Origin of the sequence: Serratia nematodiphila DZ0503SBS1 (assembly GCF_000738675.1) — a bacterium.
GTDB classification, from domain to species: domain Bacteria; phylum Pseudomonadota; class Gammaproteobacteria; order Enterobacterales; family Enterobacteriaceae; genus Serratia; species Serratia nematodiphila.
The window spans coordinates 354,551-372,586 of sequence record NZ_JPUX01000002.1 but is presented as its reverse complement, the minus strand read 5'-3'; the positions used below and the strand labels follow the sequence as shown (position 1 = coordinate 372,586).

The 18,036-nt window shown below is 63.7% G+C and carries 17 protein-coding genes; 12 read left to right on the top strand and 5 right to left on the bottom strand.

Going from position 1 to position 18,036, the window contains the following annotated elements:
* Nucleotides 1–12: 12 nt before the first annotated feature.
* The 5 genes from kdpD to JL05_RS22375 form a co-directional block, all read right to left on the bottom strand.
* Entirely contained in the window at nucleotides 13–2,709 is a 2,697-nt protein-coding gene (gene kdpD / locus JL05_RS22395; protein ID WP_033633919.1) for a two-component system sensor histidine kinase KdpD, read from the bottom strand.
* A 73-nt stretch (nucleotides 2,710–2,782) separates the two neighbouring features.
* A complete protein-coding gene (gene kdpC / locus JL05_RS22390; RefSeq protein WP_033634138.1) occupies nucleotides 2,783–3,352 on the bottom strand; it encodes a potassium-transporting ATPase subunit KdpC in 570 nt (189 codons plus the stop codon).
* A gap of 18 nt (nucleotides 3,353–3,370) precedes the next feature.
* Nucleotides 3,371–5,440, bottom strand: a complete 2,070-nt coding sequence (gene kdpB, locus JL05_RS22385) for a potassium-transporting ATPase subunit KdpB (RefSeq protein ID WP_033633918.1) — start codon at nucleotides 5,438–5,440, stop codon at nucleotides 3,371–3,373.
* 26 nt (nucleotides 5,441–5,466) lie between these two features.
* On the bottom strand, nucleotides 5,467–7,155 hold the full coding sequence (gene kdpA, locus JL05_RS22380) for a potassium-transporting ATPase subunit KdpA (RefSeq protein ID WP_033633917.1): 1,689 nt from the start codon (nucleotides 7,153–7,155) through the stop codon (nucleotides 5,467–5,469).
* Nucleotides 7,155–7,244, bottom strand: a complete 90-nt coding sequence (locus JL05_RS22375; protein WP_016928742.1) for a K(+)-transporting ATPase subunit F — start codon at nucleotides 7,242–7,244, stop codon at nucleotides 7,155–7,157. The genes kdpA and JL05_RS22375 overlap by 1 nt, the downstream gene beginning before the upstream one ends.
* A 441-nt stretch (nucleotides 7,245–7,685) precedes the next feature.
* Between JL05_RS22375 and JL05_RS22370 the strand changes: the two genes are divergently transcribed.
* From JL05_RS22370 to nei, 12 genes are all read left to right on the top strand, one after another.
* Entirely contained in the window at nucleotides 7,686–7,895 is a 210-nt protein-coding gene (locus tag JL05_RS22370; RefSeq protein ID WP_004939916.1) for a YbfA family protein, read from the top strand.
* A 143-nt stretch (nucleotides 7,896–8,038) separates the two neighbouring features.
* Nucleotides 8,039–8,995, top strand: coding sequence for a YbgA family protein (locus tag JL05_RS22365; protein ID WP_033633915.1), 957 nt, complete (start codon nucleotides 8,039–8,041; stop codon nucleotides 8,993–8,995).
* 15 nt (nucleotides 8,996–9,010) lie between these two features.
* Entirely contained in the window at nucleotides 9,011–10,441 is a 1,431-nt protein-coding gene (gene phrB / locus JL05_RS22360) for a deoxyribodipyrimidine photo-lyase (protein ID WP_033633914.1), read from the top strand.
* Between the two features lie 22 nt (nucleotides 10,442–10,463).
* On the top strand, nucleotides 10,464–11,444 hold the full coding sequence (locus tag JL05_RS22355; protein WP_033633913.1) for an MBL fold metallo-hydrolase: 981 nt from the start codon (nucleotides 10,464–10,466) through the stop codon (nucleotides 11,442–11,444).
* Nucleotides 11,445–11,462: 18 nt separating this feature from the next.
* A complete protein-coding gene (locus JL05_RS22350) occupies nucleotides 11,463–12,206 on the top strand; it encodes a type 2 GTP cyclohydrolase I (protein WP_033633912.1) in 744 nt (247 codons plus the stop codon).
* A 156-nt stretch (nucleotides 12,207–12,362) separates the two neighbouring features.
* Nucleotides 12,363–13,019 carry a 5-oxoprolinase subunit PxpB gene (pxpB, locus tag JL05_RS22345; protein ID WP_099982407.1) on the top strand — a complete coding sequence of 219 codons (657 nt, stop codon included), beginning with the start codon at nucleotides 12,363–12,365 and terminating at the stop codon, nucleotides 13,017–13,019.
* Nucleotides 13,013–13,945: a 5-oxoprolinase subunit PxpC gene (gene pxpC / locus JL05_RS22340; RefSeq protein WP_033633911.1), complete on the top strand. Its 933-nt coding sequence runs from the start codon at nucleotides 13,013–13,015 to the stop codon at nucleotides 13,943–13,945. The genes pxpB and pxpC overlap by 7 nt, the downstream gene beginning before the upstream one ends.
* Nucleotides 13,935–14,675, top strand: a complete 741-nt coding sequence (pxpA, locus tag JL05_RS22335) for a 5-oxoprolinase subunit PxpA (protein WP_033633909.1) — start codon at nucleotides 13,935–13,937, stop codon at nucleotides 14,673–14,675. The genes pxpC and pxpA overlap by 11 nt, the downstream gene beginning before the upstream one ends.
* A gap of 62 nt (nucleotides 14,676–14,737) precedes the next feature.
* Entirely contained in the window at nucleotides 14,738–15,469 is a 732-nt protein-coding gene (locus JL05_RS22330; protein WP_015376970.1) for a DUF969 domain-containing protein, read from the top strand.
* The gene (locus JL05_RS22325; protein WP_004939900.1) at nucleotides 15,466–16,485 is read left to right on the top strand and encodes a DUF979 domain-containing protein; all 1,020 of its coding nucleotides are present in this window, start codon (nucleotides 15,466–15,468) and stop codon (nucleotides 16,483–16,485) included. Before JL05_RS22330 ends, JL05_RS22325 begins: the two co-directional genes overlap by 4 nt.
* Before the next feature lie 8 nt (nucleotides 16,486–16,493).
* Nucleotides 16,494–17,138 (top strand): pyroglutamyl-peptidase I, encoded by a 645-nt coding sequence (pcp, locus tag JL05_RS22320; protein ID WP_033633908.1) that lies wholly within the window; start codon nucleotides 16,494–16,496, stop codon nucleotides 17,136–17,138.
* Nucleotides 17,139–17,192: 54 nt separating this feature from the next.
* Nucleotides 17,193–17,984, top strand: a complete 792-nt coding sequence (gene nei / locus JL05_RS22315) for an endonuclease VIII (RefSeq protein ID WP_033633907.1) — start codon at nucleotides 17,193–17,195, stop codon at nucleotides 17,982–17,984.
* The last annotated feature ends 52 nt before the right edge of the window (nucleotides 17,985–18,036 follow it).

Below are 18,036 nucleotides of genomic sequence, written 5' to 3'. Positions count from 1 at the left end.
CCCCTGCGTTGATTACAGATCGAAGGCGTCGCCGTCGATCTCGGGCGGTTTTTCCAGCGGCAGCACGAAGCGGAAGCTGGCGCCGCCGTTGGCGCCGTTTTCCGCCCAGATGCGGCCGTCATGCACTTCAATAATGGCACGACAAATGGCTAACCCCAAGCCGACGCCGGGGATCGCCGACTCTTTATTGCCGCGTGAAAACTTGTCGAAAATCAGCTGCAGCTGATCGGCGGGGATGCCGGGGCCGTTATCCCAGACCTCGACTTCCAGCCACTCGGGCAGCGTGCGGGCGCGAATGCCGATGGTGGCCTCGGCGCCGGCGTATTTATTGGCGTTTTCCAACAGGTTGGTGAACACCCGTTCCAGCAGGCTGCCGTCGCAGTTGACCAGGATTTGTTCCGGCGGCAGCTCGACCTCGATCGGATGCTGGCTGAGCAGCGGCTCCAGCATGTGCAGCGAAGCGCCGACGATCTCTTCCAGCGACTGCCACTCTTTACGCAGGCTGAAACCGCCGGACTGGATGCGCGCCATATCCAGCAGGTTGTTCACCAGCCGGGTGGTGCTCAGCACCTGCTGGCGGATCTGGCTGGCCTGGGTGGCGTGATTGGAGCCTTCGGCCGCCAGGTCCAGCGTGAGAATTTCCGCCTGGCCGAACAGCACGGTCAGCGGCGTGCGCAGATCGTGCGACAGCGCCGCCAGCAGCGAGTTGCGCAGCTGTTCGCGTTCGGCGTCCAGCTTGGCTTCTTCGGCGCTGCGCGCCAGGTGCAGCCGTTCCAGCGCGCTGGCGATCAGCACTGCGAAGGTTTGCAGCAGCCGCTGTTGTTCCGGCACCATCAGCTGGCGCAGGTTGTTGGGTTCGATCGCCAACAGGCCGAAGGTCTGTTTGGGGGTATTGAGCGGCAGCAGCTGGTAAGGCACGCCGGGCAGAGTGTCGGTGCCGGCGCCGGCCGGCAAGCCTTTATCGAAACTCCAGCGTGCGATGGCTTCGTCTACTGACAGCAGCCCGCCTTCCTCGCCGATCATTTGCTGCAGCCGGCCGTCTTCCTGCGGCAGCAGCAGCACGGTTTTCGCCTGGAAGCTGCTGGAGAGGAAATGACGGCTGGTGTTGGCGATGTCGGCCACGGTCAGCGCGCGGCTCAGCCCGCGTGACATTTCGTACAGATGGCGCGCCCGCTGCTCGCGGTAGCGCGCCACCCGGGCCTGATAACGCACCCCGGCGGTCAGGTTGCCGATGATGATACCGACGGCGAGCATCACGCCGAAGGTCAGCAGATACTGCATATCACTGACGGCGAACGACCATTCGGGCTGGACGAAGAACAGATCGAAACTGGCGACGTTGATCACCGCCGCCAGCACCGATGGCCAGCGGCCGAAGAACAGCGCGACGATCGCCACGCCGAGCAGGTAGACCATCACCAGGTTGGCCTGATCGAAGCCCGGTAGCAGCCACTGCGAGAGCAGGGTGATCAGTGCGCACAGCGCCACCGCCACCGCGCAGCCGCGCAGCTGCATGCGCCATTTCTCATTGAAGCTGCGGCCGTCGTGCTCCTTGCCCGGCGGCGGCTGTGCGGCGTCGCTGTCCAGCGCGACGATCACCAGATCGAGATCCGGGCCCAGCCGGCCGAGGCGATCGGCGAAGCTGCCGCGCAGCTTCCAGCGTTGCTCGCTGCGGCGGCCGATGATGATTTTGCCGAGGTTATGTTCGCGGGCGTAGCGCAGCACTGCGCGCTCTTCGGACGGATCGGCCAGGGTGGCGGTTTCGGCGCCCAGCTCCTGCGCCAGCCGCAGCGCGCGCAGAATGGCGCGGCGCTGGTTTTCCGGCAGCCGGTGCAGCTTGGGGGTTTCCACGTAGACCGCATGCCAGTGGCAGCCGAGCCGCGCCGCCAGGCGGGCGGCGATGCGCACCAGCTTTTCGTTGCCGCTGTTGTGGCCGACGCACAGCAGAATGCTGTCGCGGGTGTGCCACACTTTCTCGCGCCCCTGGGTGTCGCGAAACTCGCGCATCTGGTCATCGACTCGATCGGCGGTGCGGCGCAGCGCCAACTCGCGCAGGGCGATCAGGTTGCCTTTACGGAAAAAATGCTCGATGGCGCGCTCGGCCTGGCCGGGAATATACACTTTGCCTTCGTGCAACCGCCGGCGCAGATCGTCCGGCGGCAGATCGACCAGCACCACTTCGCTGGCCTCGTCAAACACGTGGTCGGGCACCGTTTCGCGCACCCGCACGCCGGTCACGCCGCCCACCACGTCGTTCAGACTTTCCAAATGCTGCACGTTGACGGTAGTCAGCACGTCGATGCCGGCGTCCAGCAGCTCTTCCACATCCTGCCAGCGTTTGGGGTGGCGCGAACCGTGGGCGTTGCTGTGCGCCAGTTCGTCCATCAGGATCAGCGCCGGATGGCGCGCCAGCGCGGCGTCGAGATCGAATTCATGCACCAGCCGGCCGCGATGCTGGATGCGCTTTTGCGGCAACAGCGCCAGGCCATCGAGCAGGGCGGCGGTCTCGCTGCGGCCGTGGGTTTCCACCACGCCGACCAGCACGTCCAGCCCCTGAGCGCGCAAACGCTGGGCCTCCTGCAGCATGGCGTAGGTTTTGCCCACGCCGGCGCAGGCGCCGAAGAATACCTTCAACCGGCCGCGCGGTTTTTCATTGGCCAGCGCCAGCAGGCTATCGGGATCGGGACGCTGCTGTTCTTCTTCGACCATGACAATTCCTTGTGTTACCAAGCAAAAAGGGGTTCGGCATGCCGAACCCTATCACTATGCTGAATACGGCGCGTTACTTCAACGCATCCAGCGCCAGGTTCAGCTTCAGCACGTTGACCACCGATTCCCCCATGAAGTTGGGCGTGGCCCGATCGGTGTTGTCTTCGATCAGTTTGGCGACCTGTTCCGGCGGCAGATGGCGCGCCGCCGCGACCCGCGCCAGCTGATAACGCGCCGCGGCGATCGAAATCTGCGGATCCAGCCCGCTGCCGGAGGCGGTCAGCAGATCCACCGGGATCGGGCCGCTCATGGCCGGATTGGCCTGGCGCAGCTGCGCCGCGCGTTCGACGATAGCCTTATCCAGCGCCGGGTTGGTGGCCGCCAGGTTGCTGCCGGCGGAGGCCTGTGGATTATAAGCCGAATCGCCGGTGGCCGACGGGCGGCCCCAGAAATAGTCGGCGCGCGTGAAGTTCTGGCCGATCAGCGCGGAGCCGACCGCCTTGTCGCCCTGGTACAGCAGCGAACCGTTGGCCGCGCCCGAAAACAGCAGCTGCGCCAGCCCGGTGGTCAGCAGCGGATAGGCGATGCCGGTGATCAGCGTCAGCAGGATCAACATCACCAGCGCAGGTCGTAAATACGTCATGTTCATTTCCCTCAATGGTTAACCGGCGACGTGCAGCGCGACCAGGATCAGGTCGATCAGTTTGATGCCGACGAACGGCACTAGCAGACCGCCGACCCCGTACAGCCACAGGTTGCGGCGCAGCAGGGCCGCGGCGCTCATCGGTTTGTAGCTCACCCCTTTCAACGCCAGCGGGATCAGGAACACGATCACCAGGGCGTTGAAGATCACCGCCGACATGATGGCGGAGGCGGGGGAGTGCAGGTGCATCACGTTCAGCGCGTTCAGCTGCGGATAGGTGGCCGCGAACGCCGCCGGAATGATGGCGAAGTACTTGGCCACGTCGTTGGCGATGCTGAAGGTGGTCAGCGAGCCACGCGTCATCAGCATCTGTTTGCCGATATGCACCACTTCGATCAGCTTGGTCGGGTTGGAATCCAGATCGACCATGTTGCCCGCCTCTTTGGCGGCCTGGGTGCCGGAGTTCATCGCCACCGCCACATCGGCCTGCGCCAGCGCCGGGGCGTCGTTGGTGCCGTCGCCGGTCATCGCTACCAGACGGCCTTCCGCCTGATACTGGCGGATCAGCGCCAGCTTGGCTTCCGGCGTGGCTTCCGACAGGAAGTCGTCCACCCCGGCTTCGGCGGCGATCGCCGCTGCGGTCAGCGGGTTATCGCCGGTGATCATCACCGTTTTGATGCCCATCTTGCGCAGCTCATTGAAGCGTTCCTTGATGCCGCCCTTGACGATATCCTTCAACGCCACCACGCCCAGCACCCGGGCGCCTTCCGCCACCACCAGCGGCGTGCCGCCGGTGCGCGCCACGCTTTCCACCAGATCGTCCACCGCCCGCGGGAAGTGCCCCTGATTGGTTTCGACGTGACGGCGAATGGCGTCCACCGCGCCTTTGCGGATCATGCGCTCCTGCACGTTGACGCCGCTCATGCGGGTCTGGGCGGAGAAGGGCACGAAGGTGGCGTTCAGCGCCTGCAGATCGCGCTCGCGCAGGTTAAAGCGCTGTTTGGCCAGCACCACGATGCTGCGGCCTTCCGGCGTTTCATCCGCCAGCGAAGCCAGCTGCGCGGCGTCCGCCAGCTCTTGCTCTTTCACGCCCGGCGCCGGCAAAAACTCCGAAGCCTGACGGTTGCCCAGCGTGATGGTGCCGGTTTTATCCAGCAGCAGCACGTCCACATCGCCGGCGGCTTCCACCGCGCGGCCGCTGGTGGCGATCACGTTGGCGCCGAGCATGCGGCTCATCCCGGCCACGCCGATGGCGGACAGCAGGCCGCCGATGGTGGTGGGGATCAGGCAAACCAGCAACGCGACCAGTACGGTGATGGTGACCACGCTGCCGCTGCCGGCCGCCTCGACGCTGTATTGCGAGAACGGGAACAGGGTGGCGGTGGCCAGCACGAACACGATGGTCAGCGCCACCAGCAGGATGGTTAAGGCGATCTCGTTCGGCGTTTTGCGGCGCTTGGCGCCTTCCACCATGGCGATCATGCGATCGAGGAAGGTTTCCCCCGGGTTGACGCTGCACTGCACCACCAGCCAGTCGGACAGCACGCGGGTGCCGCCGGTGACCGAGGAGAAGTCGCCGCCGGATTCGCGGATCACCGGGGCGGATTCGCCGGTGATGGCGCTTTCATCCACCGAAGCGCCGCCTTCCAGCACTTCGCCGTCGCACGGGATGGTATCGCCGGCTTCCACCAGCACGATATCGCCTTTGCGCAGGCTCTCGGCGGCCACTTTCTCCGTGGCGCCGTCACGGCGCGGGCCGGCCAGCTTTTTCGCCCAGCTGGTTTTCTTGGTGCCCTTCAGGCTTTCCGCCTGGGCTTTGCTGCGGCCTTCGGCCAGCGCTTCGGCGAAGTTGGCGAACAGCACGGTGAACCACAGCCACAGGGAGACGCTGCCGGTAAAGGCGGCGGCGCCGTCGGTTTGGCCGGTGAGCATCGCCAGCCAGATAGCGGTGGTCAGCAGGCTGCCGATATACACCACGAACATCACCGGGTTGCGCCATTGAACGCGAGGGTCCAGTTTTTTCACCGCATCGATCAGCGCGGTGCGCACCAGAGCCGGTTCAAACAGCGCGCGTTGTTTGCGAGTCATCTCTTATTCTCTCTCTCTGACGTCGGTTAGTTTGCCAACCAAAGCTGCAAATGCTCGGCCACCGGGCCCAGCGCCAGCGCCGGCACGAAGGTCAGCGCGCCCACCAGCAGCACGGTGCCGATCAGCAGGCCGATAAACAGCGGCCCATAGGTTGGCAGGGTGCCGTTGCCCGCCGGCTGGCGTTGCTTGGCGCTCATCGAACCGGCGATCGCCAGCACCGGCAGGATCACCCCGAAGCGGCCGACGAACATGGCGAAGGCCAGCAGCAGGTTGTAGAACGGCGTATTGACGCTCAATCCGGCGAAGGCGCTGCCGTTGTTGTTGGCGGCGGAAGACAGGGCATACAGCACTTCGCTGAAGCCGTGGGCGCCCGGGTTGAGGATGCCGGCGCGGCCAGCGTCGGTGCCGATGGCCAGCGCGCTGCCCAGCAACACCAGCGTCGGCGTGACCAGGATCGCCAGTGCGGTCATCTTCATGTCGTAAACGTCGATTTTCTTGCCCAGGTATTCCGGGGTGCGGCCGATCATCAGGCCGGCGATAAACACCGTCAGCAGCACGAACAGCAGCATGCCGTACAGGCCGGAGCCGACGCCGCCGAACACCACTTCACCGATCTGCATCAGCCACATCGGCACCATGCCGCCCAGCGCGGTGAAGGAATCGTGCATGGCGTTGACCGCCCCACAGGACGCGGCGGTGGTCACCACCGAGAACAGGCTGGTGGCGAGAATGCCGAAGCGCGACTCTTTGCCTTCCATATTGATGTTGCTGTCGGCGCCCAGCGCGCTCAGGTGCGGGTTGCCCGCCAGCTCGGCAACCATCACCACCACCACCGCCACCACGAAGATCAGCGCCATCGCCCAGATCAGCGCATGGCCCTGGCGGTTTTCACCGGCCAGCTGGCCGAAGGAGAAGCACAGCGCGCAGGGGATCAGGAAGATGGCCAGCATCTGCACGAAGTTGGTCAGCACGGTCGGGTTTTCGAACGGGTGCGCCGAGTTGGCGCCGAAGAACCCCCCGCCGTTGGTGCCGAGCATCTTGATCGCTTCCTGCGAGGCGACCGGCCCCATCGGCAGCGTCTGCTGCGCGCCTTCGAGCGTGGTGACGTGCAGGTAAGGCAGGAAGTTTTGCAGCGTGCCCTGGCTGACGAAGAACAGGGCGATCGGCAGCGCGATCGGCAGCAGCACATACAGCGTGATGCGGAACAGATCGGCCCAGGCGTTGCCGACGGTCTTGCCGGCGCGGCGGGTAAAGGCGCGGATCAGCGCAAAGGCCACGGCGATCCCGGTGGCGGCGGAAACGAAGTTCTGCACCGCCAGCCCGGCCATCTGGCTGAAATAGCTGAGGGCGCTTTCGCCGCTGTAGGCCTGCCAGTTGGTGTTGGTGACGAAGCTGACGGCGGTGTTGAGCGCCAGATCCCAGGAGAGGCCCGGGAAGCCTTGCGGGTTGAGCGGCAGCGAGCCCTGCGTCATCAGCAGGGCGAACAGCAGCGCCAGGCCGAGCAGGTTGAACGCCAGGATCGCCAGCGCGTACTGCCACCAATTCATCTCGGTGGCGCGGATGCCGCAGGCGCGCCAGACGCCGGCTTCCACTGCGCGCAGCGCAGGCAGCGGCTCACCTTCGATCAGGCGCGCCATAAAACCGCCCAGCGGCCGGGCCAGCAGCAGAAGCACCAGCAGGAAGCTGGCGATCAGTAAAAAGGCTGAAGCCGCCATCAGAAATCCTCCGCGTTAAACAGGGCGTAGACCAGATAGGCCAACAGCAGCAGGACCAACAGCGCACCACCAATAACGCTGAAACTCACGGGACACCTCCAGAGGTGTTGTTTTTGATAGAGGCAGTGTAGGGAGAGGGGTAGAAAGAAGATGAAAAAATCGCGCGGGCAGGTGTAAAAAAAGTATAAAAATGGCTGAAATTTCAGCGGAAATTGGCCGTTTCAGGCAGCCTGCTTGCGGCGAAATTGCGCCTGATGTGTGAATAAGCCGGGGCTGAGGCGTGGGATGAAGAACCGAATAATAACCACAATGTAACCCATGTTTAGTTAAAAATTAACTTGATTGTAACAAAATTACGAATCACTGCGGTGATTAGCGATTTTTTGTGCGATTTAGTGGTCGGATGAGTAGTAAACTTTCATCAAGTGCGCTAAAATTTTGTCCAGTTACCAAATTACCGATTGTTCATTTGATACGCCGACGCCGTTTTCCCTGACAAATCAACGGCAGGCGTTTTTAAGGAGGTTCGCATGTCTACGACCTATCACGCTTATTCACTGCATCGGATTCTCCTGCGCCGCAGCGCAGTGGTTATCGCGGGCATTTTAGCCCTGCCGGTGATGCTGTTCCGCAGCGATCGCGGGCGTTTTTACAGCTACCTGCACCGCGTCTGGTCAAAAACCAGCGACAAGCCGGTCTGGCTGCAGCAGGCGGAACTGGCGTCCTGCGACTTCTACTGAGTCACTGCCGACTCACGAACAACCCTCGCCCTGCGGCGGGGGTTTTTTTATGCCCCGAGCCCGCTGCCGTCAAGCGCAAGGTCGTATTTGGCAAGCCATTCTTCTACACTTTCCTCAATCGGCTAACAACGCGGGAGAGCGGTATGAGCGACAAGATCCCTATCGGCATCAGCGCCTGTTTACTGGGCGAGACGGTGCGTTTCGACGGCGGCCACAAGCGGTTGGCCTTTGCGGTGGAACAGTTGGCGCCCTATGTGCGCTTTGAGCCCGTTTGCCCGGAAATGGCGATCGGCCTGCCCACGCCGCGCCCGGCGCTGCGCCTGGTGAAACAGACGCAGCCCTGGCCGGCGATGCGCTATAGCAACGACGCGAGCGTGGATCTGACCGAGGAGATGCGCAGTTTCTCCGCGCAGCGCGTGGCCGCGTTGCAGCACCTGTGCGGTTATATTGTCTGCGCCAAGTCGCCGAGCTGCGGCCTGGAGCGGGTGCGGGTCTACAGCGAGAACGGCAAGGACTCGCGTAAAAACGGCGTCGGGCTGTTTACCGCCGAACTGCTGCGTCAGATGCCGTGGCTGCCGGTGGAAGAAGACGGACGATTGCAGGATGCGGCATTGCGGGAAAACTTCATTGAACGGGTGTACGCGCTGTATGAGTTGAATATGCTGTGGCGCCAGGGGCTGACCCGCGGCGGGCTGATCGCGTTTCACAGCCGCTACAAGCTTTCACTGCTGGCGCATTCGCAGCCGGCTTATCGCGAGCTGGGGCGCTTCGTCGCCGATATTCACCGCTGGGACTCGCTGGAGGCCTTCGCCGTGGAATACCGCAGCCGCCTGATGGCGCTGTTGGCGCACAAAGCGACGCGCCGCAACCATACCAACGTGCTGATGCACGTGCAGGGGTACTTCCGCCGTCAGCTCAGCGCGGCGCAGCGCCAGGAGCTGGCGCACCTGATCGACCGTTATCGGCAGGGCATGCAGCCGCTGCTGGCGCCGATCGCGCTGCTTAAGCATTACATGGCGGAATACCCCGACAGTTATCTGGCGGAACAACGCTATTTCGAACCTTATCCGGAGGCGCTGCGTTTGCGTTACGGCCATTGATTGACAAGGAGTTTTATGACCACGCATCTGGTCTGGTTGCGTAACGATCTGCGTATCACCGACAACAAAGCGCTGCACGCCGCCTGCAGCGATCCCAAAGCCCGGGTGCTGGCGGTGTTTATCGCCACCCCGCAGCAGTGGCGGCAGCATGAGATGGCGCCGCGGCAGGCGGCGCTGATCCACGCCAGCCTGCGGGCGGTACAGCAGGCGCTGGCGCAAAAGGGCATTGCGCTGCATTGCCATGCCGGCACGGACTTTGCCGCGTCGATTGACTGGTTGGCGGAGTATTGCCGGCGAGAGCAGGTGGACGCGCTGTTTTACAACCGCCAGTACGAACTGAATGAACGGCGACGCGATGTGCGGCTGGAGCAGCAGTTGAATGGACAGGTAACGTGCCACGGTTTTGATGACAGCCTGCTGTTGCCGCCGGGCAGCGTGCTAACCGGCGGCGGCGAGATGTACAAGGTTTATACGCCGTTTCGCAACGCCTTCATTCAGCGCCTGACTGAGTCCGACGTGAGCTGCCTGCCGGCGCCGAAGATCCGTGCCGATGGCGCGTTGCCTGCGCCTGAAGCGCCGGCGGCGTTCGATTATCCCGCGGCGGACATCGGGGATGACTATCCCGCCGGCGAGGAGGCCGCGCTGCAGCGGCTGCGCGCCTTTTGTCGTGAGCAAGTGCAGGATTACCTTCGCCAGCGCGATCTGCCCGCCATCGCCGGCACCAGCAGCCTGTCGCCCTATCTGGCGATTGGCGCGCTGTCGCCGCGCCAGTGCTTCAATCGCCTGCGCGCCGAATGCCCGCGGTTGCTGGAAGATCGCGAGAGCGGCGCTTTCGCCTGGCTGAACGAGCTGATTTGGCGCGAGTTCTACCGCCATCTGCTGGTGGCCTATCCCGAGCTGTGCCGCCATCGGCCGTTTATCGCCTGGACGGACAAAGTGCGCTGGTGCGATGACGCGGCGAAGCTGCAGGCCTGGCAGCGGGGCGAGACCGGCTATCCGATCGTCGATGCCGCCATGCGCCAGCTGAACGCTACCGGCTGGATGCACAACCGGCTGCGCATGATCAGCGCCAGTTTTCTGGTGAAGGATCTGCTGATTGACTGGCGGGCCGGGGAGCGCTACTTCATGTCGCAACTGCTGGACGGGGATCTGGCGGCCAATAACGGCGGCTGGCAGTGGGCGGCCTCCACCGGCACCGACGCCGCGCCGTATTTCCGCATCTTTAACCCGACCACACAGGGTGAACGTTTTGATCCACAAGGCACTTTCATCCGTAAATGGTTGCCGGAACTGGCGGATGTGCCCGACAATGACATCCATTACCCCCACCGCTGGGCGGAAAAGCAGCGCCGTACGCTGAACTACCCGCTGCCGATCGTCGATCACAAACAAGCCCGCGTGGAGACGTTGGCGGCGTTCGAGGCGGCGAAACGGGGAGAGTCTTGAGGCAACTGCAAGGAGCGACGCAATGATGAAAAAGGTGCTGGCCCTGTGCCTGAGCGGCTATTCCGCGCTGGCGATCGCCGGCTTTGACGTGGTGGCGCTGGGCGTCGACGGCGGCGTCAGCGACGGCAACCTGACTTCCTACCTGATCCGCAGCGATAATCAGCCGCAGTATGTGGCGCTGGACGCCGGCTCGCTGCTGCCGGGCATCGCCAAAGGGCTGGAGAAGGGCAGTTTCCCGCAGGTGACGCCCGAGCTGGCCGCGCCTTACACGCCGCAGGGCTACGTGTTCCGGCAGTTGATCGGCAGTTACTTTATCAGCCACGGCCATCTGGACCACGTGGCGGGGCTGATCGTCGGCTCGCCGGAAGACAATAAAAAAACCGTTTACGCCCAGGCGGACACCGTGCTGACCCTGCGCAACCATTACTTCAACTGGAAGGCCTGGCCGAACTTTACCGACGCCGGCAATGGTGCGCGGCTGGGCACCTACCGGCTGCAAACGGTGCGGCCGCAGCAGCGATTTACCCTCGGCCTGACCGGGTTGACCGGCGTGATGTATCCGCTCAGCCACGATCGCTATCCGTCGTCGATGCTGCTGATTTCCAACGGCAACGAGTTCTTCGCCTATTTCGGCGATACCGGGCCGGACAAGGTGGAGCAGTCGCGCGATCTCGATACCGTCTGGCGCGCGCTGGGGCCGCTTGCCGAGCAGAAAAAGCTCAAGGGCATGATTATCGAAACCTCTTACCCTAACGGGGTGGAGGACAAACATCTGTACGGCCATTTGACGCCGGCCTGGCTGCTGAAGGAGCTGAAGAATCTGACGCAGTACAGCGGCGGCGAAGGCTCGCTGAACGGTCTGCCGGTGGTCATCAGCCACATCAAGCCCAGCCTGAAGCAGGGCGAAGAGGCGCGCGCCGCCATTGCGCAGCAGCTGGCGCAGGGCAACGATCTGGGGGTGAGATTCATCCTGATGGCGCAGGGCGACCGGCAGACATTTTGACTATGAAGAGAGAAGAGAATGCGTAACCTCGATCTGGAACAACTGATCAACACAGAACTGAACGCCGCGGCGTTTCAGGACTACGCCCCCAACGGTTTGCAGGTAGAGGGGCGTGCGCATGTACAGCGCATCGTGACCGGCGTCACAGCCTGTCAGGCGCTGCTGGACGCCGCGGTGGCGCATCAGGCCGACGCGATCATCGTGCATCACGGCTATTTCTGGAAAAACGAGGCGCCGGCGGTGCGCGGCATGAAGCGCAACCGCCTGAAAACGCTGTTGACCCACGACATCAACCTGTACGGCTATCATTTGCCTCTGGACGCGCATCCGGTGCTGGGCAACAACGCGCAGCTGGCGCAGGCGCTGGGCATTCGGGTGATTGGCGAAGTCGAGCCGCTGGTGCCGCACGGGGAATTCGAACAGCCGCTGACCGGCGAAGCGCTGCAACAGCGCATCGAAAGCCGGCTGGGGCACGCGGTGCTGCACTGCGGCGATAACGCGCCTGAGCATATTCGCCGAGTGGCCTGGTGCACCGGCGGCGGCCAGGGCTTTATCGACAGCGCGGCGCGCTTCGGCGTCGATGCGTTCATCAGCGGTGAAGTCTCTGAGCAGACCATTCACAGCGCGCGCGAAATGGGCGTGCATTTCTTCGCCGCCGGTCACCACGCCACCGAGCGCGGCGGCGTGAAGGCGTTGGGGGACTGGCTGGCCCAGCACCACGGCTTTGATGTGACCTTTATCGATATCCCGAATCCCGCCTGATCTTTTTCTTCCCCGGATCCAGCCCGGCCTGCGCGCCGGCTGAATCCTTTTATCGCGCTATTTCCTTATTTTCCTTATGGTTGCGTTCTATTGACAGCCGGGGCCGCGTCACGCATAACTGGTGTGTTTTTCAGCGCGATAATAAGGAGAATAAGGGTGCAACAAGCACGTTATTACCTGTTGGGTGAAAGAGCGGTAGTGCTTGAACTGTCGCCGCCGGTGACGTTACCGAGCCAGCAGCGCATTTGGGCGCTGGCGGAAAAGCTGAATCACCACCCCGACGTGCGGGAAGTGGTGCCGGGGATGAATAACCTGACGCTGTTGCTGCATACGCCGCAGGCCGACGCCGAGGCGATGCTGGCATTGCTGCAGCAGGGGTGGGAGAGCAAAGAGCGCCTGACGCCGGAATCGCGTCAGGTGGATATTCCGGTTATCTACGGCGGGGAACAGGGCCCCGACCTGGATGAGGTGGCGCGTCATACCGGCATGACGCCGCAACAGGTGGTGGAATGCCACGCGGCGGCGGCCTATGTGGTCTATTTCCTCGGCTTTCAGCCGGGCTTCTCCTATTTGGGCGGCATGCCGGAACAACTGGCGACGCCGCGCCGCGCTGAACCGCGTCTGGCGGTGGCGGCCGGTTCCGTCGGTATCGGCGGCGGCCAGACCGGCATCTATCCGCTGGTGACGCCCGGCGGCTGGCAGCTGATTGGCCGCACGCCGCTGGCGCTGTTCAATCCGCATGAAATGCCGCCGACGCTGCTGCGCCCGGGCGATAACGTACGCTTCGTGCCGCAGAAGGAGGGCGTATGCTGATTATTCTGCGCGCCGGCATCTATACCACGGTGCAGGATTTGGGCCGCGAGGGATTCCGCCGTCTGGGCATCAGCACTGGCGGAGCGCTGGATCAACCGGCGCTGAAGATCGCCAACCTGCTGGTGGGCAATGCGCCGGAGGCCGCCGGGCTGGAGATCACCCTCGGCCAGTTCAGCGCCGAGTTTACCCGCGCAGGCTGGATCGCCCTGACCGGCGCCGGCTGCGACGCGCAGCTGGACGGCAAACCGCTGTGGACCGGCTGGCGCTATCCGGTGAAAAAGGGGCAGCGGCTGGCGCTGGGCACGCCGAAACGCGGCATGCGTAGCTACCTGGCGATCGCCGGCGGCATCGCCGTGCCGGAAATGCTGGGCTCGCGCAGCACCGACATGAAAGCCGCCTTTGGCGGATGCGAGGGGCGTAATCTGAAGGACGGCGACCGGTTGCCGCTCGGCAACTCCGCCGCTGAACCGCAACATTCCTGTGGCGTGAAACAGCTGCTGTTCACCAACCGCATCCGCGCGTTGCCGGGGCCGGAGTACGCTGAATTCAGCGAAGAGGCGCAAGATACGTTCTGGCGCGCCGCCTGGCAGCTCAGCCCGCAGAGCAACCGCATGGGCTACCGTCTGCACGGCGGCACGCCGCTGGCACGCACCACCGAGAGAGAGATGCTGTCGCATGGCCTGATGCCCGGCGTGGTGCAGGTGCCGTACAACGGCCAGCCGATCGTGCTGATGGCCGATGCGCAAACCACCGGCGGTTACCCGCGCATTGCCTGCGTGATCGAAGCCGATCTCTACCATTTGGCGCAGATCCGGCTCGGCGAACCGATCCACTTCGTTCTCTGCTCACTGGCCGAGGCGCAGCGCGCCAAGGCCGAGCAGGATCTTTTCCTTCGACAGATTGCCTGGGGGTTACATGATCGTTGATTTGAACGCCGATCTCGGCGAGGGCTGCGCCAACGACCAGGCGCTGCTGCAATTGGTGAGTTCGGCCAACATCGCCTGCGGCTTCCACGCCGGCGATGCGCAGACCATGCGTCAGTCGGTGCGCTGGGCATTGCAGTACGGCGTGGCGATCGGCGCCCATCCGAGTTTTCCCGATCGGGAGAATTTCGGCCGCACTCGCATGCAGCTGCCGCCGGAAACGGTCTACGCGCAGGTGGTGTATCAGCTCGGGGCGCTGGCGGCCATCGCCCGCGCCGAGGGCGGGGTGATGGTGCACGTTAAGCCGCACGGCATGCTGTACAACCAGGCGGCGGTTGAGCCGGCGCTGGCGGAAGCGATCGCCCGGGCGGTGCAGGCGGTCGATCCGGCGCTGCGGCTGGTGGGGCTGGCCGGCAGCGAGCTGATCCGCGCCGGGCAACGGCTCGGTCTGACCACCCGGCAGGAGGTGTTCGCCGATCGCGGTTATCAGGCCGACGGCACGCTGGTGCCGCGCGGTTTGCCGGGGGCATTGATCGAGGATGACGAACAGGCGCTGGCGCAAACGCTGGAGATGGTGCGCCATCACCGGGTGCGCAGCGTGGATGGCGTCTGGGCCCCCGTACAGGCGGAAACCGTCTGTCTGCACGGGGACGGCGAGCATGCGCTGGCGTATGCGCGCAAGCTGCGTGACAGTTTTGTTCAACAGGGGATCCGCGTCAGCGCGGAGCAGTAAAGCCGTAAAGCAAGACACAACATCACAAGCAAAAAACTATTAGAAAATATCGAGGGAAGACTATGGAACAGGCCGTGAATCTCTGGCCACTGATCGGCATCGCCGCTATCGTGGTCGGGTTTGTATTGCGTTTCAACCCGGTGCTGGTGGTGATCGCCGCCGGCATCATCACCGGTCTGGCGGCGCTGATGCCGCTGGACGTCATTCTGGAAAAGCTCGGCGAGGGCTTTCTCAATACCCGTAACCTGCCGCTGATCCTGCTGCTGCCGCTGGCGGTGATCGGCCTGCTGGAGCGCCACGGGTTGAAAGAGCGGGCGCAGGCGTGGATCGCCAGGATCAAAAGCGCCACCGCCGGCCGTTTGCTGATCGTATACCTGTTCGTGCGCGAGATCACCGCGGCGATGGGGTTGACCAGCCTGGGCGGGCACCCGCAGATGGTGCGGCCGCTGCTGGCGCCGATGGCGGAAGGAGCGACGGAAAACCGTTACGGCGAGCTGCCGGAGCGCACCCGCCACCGCCTGCGCGCCATGTCGGCCGCTACCGACAACGTCGGGCTGTTCTTCGGCGAGGATATCTTCGTGGCCTTCGGCGCGATCATCTTCATGCACAACTTTATGCTGGAGTCCGGCGGCATTCAGACCGAGCCGCTGCATATCGCGCTGTGGGGCATTCCGACCGCCATTTTCGCTTTCCTGATCCACGCCTTCCGGCTGTATCGGATGGATAAACAGCTGAGCGCCGAGCTGGCGCAGCTGAATCAGGCGGCGCTGCAGGCGAAGGGGGAAGCACGATGAACTTCCAGCAACAATATCTCTACTGGCTGGCCGGCGCGGTGCTGCTGATTGTGGCGGTGATGTCCTTCCGCGATCGCGCCAACCCGCGCCGCATCACCACCGGGCTGTTTTGGGGGCTGTACGGCCTGGTGTTCCTGGTCGGCGACTGGACTTACCGCCTGCTGGGTGACGTGCTCGGCGAAGGCAGCAACGAGAAACGCATGCTGCACATCATCGTTGGCGTGGTGGTGGTGGTGATGGCCCTGATCGCCGGCTTCGGCGGCGTGCGCCTCGGCAGCTATCATCAGCGAACGCCGCAGGAGCGCGAGGCCAGCGCCAAGCGCCTGGGCAACAAGCTGTTTATCCCCGCATTGGCGATCCCGGTGGTGACGGTGATCGGCGTGCTGCTGTTCAACAACATTCCGGCGTTGCAAAGCGCGGTGTTCGGCAGCGGTAACCATGCGACGCTGATCACCCTGTTCTCTATGACCGTCGGCTGCCTGATTGGCCTGGCGATCGCGGTGAAAATGACCCATGAGAAGGCCTTGCAGCCGGTGCAGGAAGCGCGGCGCTTGCTGGATTCGATCGGCTGGGCGTTCATTCTGCCGCAGATCCTCGCCACGCTTGGCCTGCTGTTTACCGTCGCCGGCGTCGGCACCGCAATCTCGCATTTGACCCAGGAGTATTTGGCGGTGGATAACCGCTTTATCGCCGTGGCGGTCTACGCTATCGGTATGGCGGTGCTGACCATGGTGATGGGTAACGCCTTCGCCGCGTTCCCGATCGTCACCGCCGGCATCGGCATTCCTATCCTGGTGTTGCAGCACGGCGGCAACCCGGCGGTGATGGCGGCGATCGGCATGTTCTCCGGCTATTGCGGCACCCTGATGACGCCGATGGCGGCGAACTTCAACATTGTGCCGGCGGCGCTGCTGGAGCTGCCGGACAAGAATGCGGTGATCAAGGCGCAGGTGCCGACCGGCGTGCTGCTGCTGTTGGTTAACGTGTTCCTGCTGTATTTCCTGATGTTCCTGTAGGAGTAAGGATGCAAAAAGTATTGATTACCGGCTTCGAGCCGTTTGGCGGCGAACGGCTCAACCCCTCCTGGGAAGTGGTGAAGCAGCTCAACGATTTGGAGCTGGTGGGTACGCGCATCGTGGCGCGCCAGCTGCCGTGCGTGTTCGGCGCGGCGCTGGAGGCGCTCAATGCGGCGATCGACGAGGTGCAGCCGCTGATGGTGCTGGCTGTCGGCCAGGCCGGCGGCCGCACCGATATCACGATTGAGCGGGTGGCGATCAACGTCGACGACGCGCGCATTCCCGACAATCAGGGGCAGCAGCCGGTGGATGAGCCGATCGTCGCCGGCGGTCCGGCGGCCTATTTCAGCAACTTGCCGATCAAGGCGATGGTCAGCTCGATGCGCGAGGCCGGCATTCCGGCCTCTGTTTCGCAGACCGCCGGCACCTACGTGTGCAACCATGTCATGTACGGCCTGCTGCACCGGTTGAGCGGCCAGCGCGAGGTGAAGGGCGGGTTTATTCATATCCCGTACCTGCCGGAACAGGCGGCGGCGCACCCCGGCGCACCGAGCATGGCGGCCTCGACGGTGCTGTTTGCGCTGGAGCTGGCCGTTTCCATCGCGTTGCAGGTGGAACACGATCTGAAAGTGGCGGGCGGCGCAACGCATTAATCAAGAGAATCCCCGGCGCATCGGGCTGCGCCGGGTCTACGCAAGGAGTGGTCTATGCCGGAAGGACCGGAGATCCGCCGGGCGGCGGACAAACTGGCGGCGGCGGTGATCGATCAGCCGCTGACCGCCGTCGATTTCGCTTTTCCCCAGTTGAAGCACTATCGCCAGCGTCTGCTCGGCGAGCGTATCGTCGCCATCGAGCCGCGCGGCAAGGCGCTGCTGACCCATTTCTCCAATGGGTTGACGATGTACAGCCACAACCAGCTGTACGGCGTGTGGAAAGTGGCGGCGGCGGGGGAGGCGCCGGAGACCAAACGCGATCTGCGGGTGCGGCTGGAAACCGCTCATAGCGCGATTTTGCTCTACAGCGCTTCCGACATTACCGTCGGGCCGCGCGAGGAAATAGAGCAACACCCGTTTTTGCAACGCATCGGCCCCGACGTGTTGGACATGTCGCTGACGGTGGATGAGGTGCAGGCGCGTTTGCTGATGCCGCGTTTTCGCCGCCGGCAACTGGGCGGCATGCTGCTCGACCAGGCGTTTCTTGCCGGATTGGGCAACTATCTGCGCGCCGAAATCCTGTGGCAGGCCGAGTTGGCGCCGCAGCACAAACCGCAGGATCTGGCGCCAGATGCGCTGCGCCACCTGGCGGAGGCATTGCTGGCGGTGCCGCGCCTTTCCTACCAGACGCGCGGGCAGGCGGATGACAACCGGCATCACGGCGCGCTGTTTCGCTTCAAGGTGTTTCATCGCAGCGGCGAGCCCTGTGAACGCTGTGGTGGGATGATCGTGCGTACCGAGCTGTCTTCGCGGCCGTTTTATTGGTGCCCAGGCTGCCAGAAATAGCCAAAAAAAACGCCGCCCGAAAGGGCGGCGCTGTGCGTTTCAGCCGGTAAAA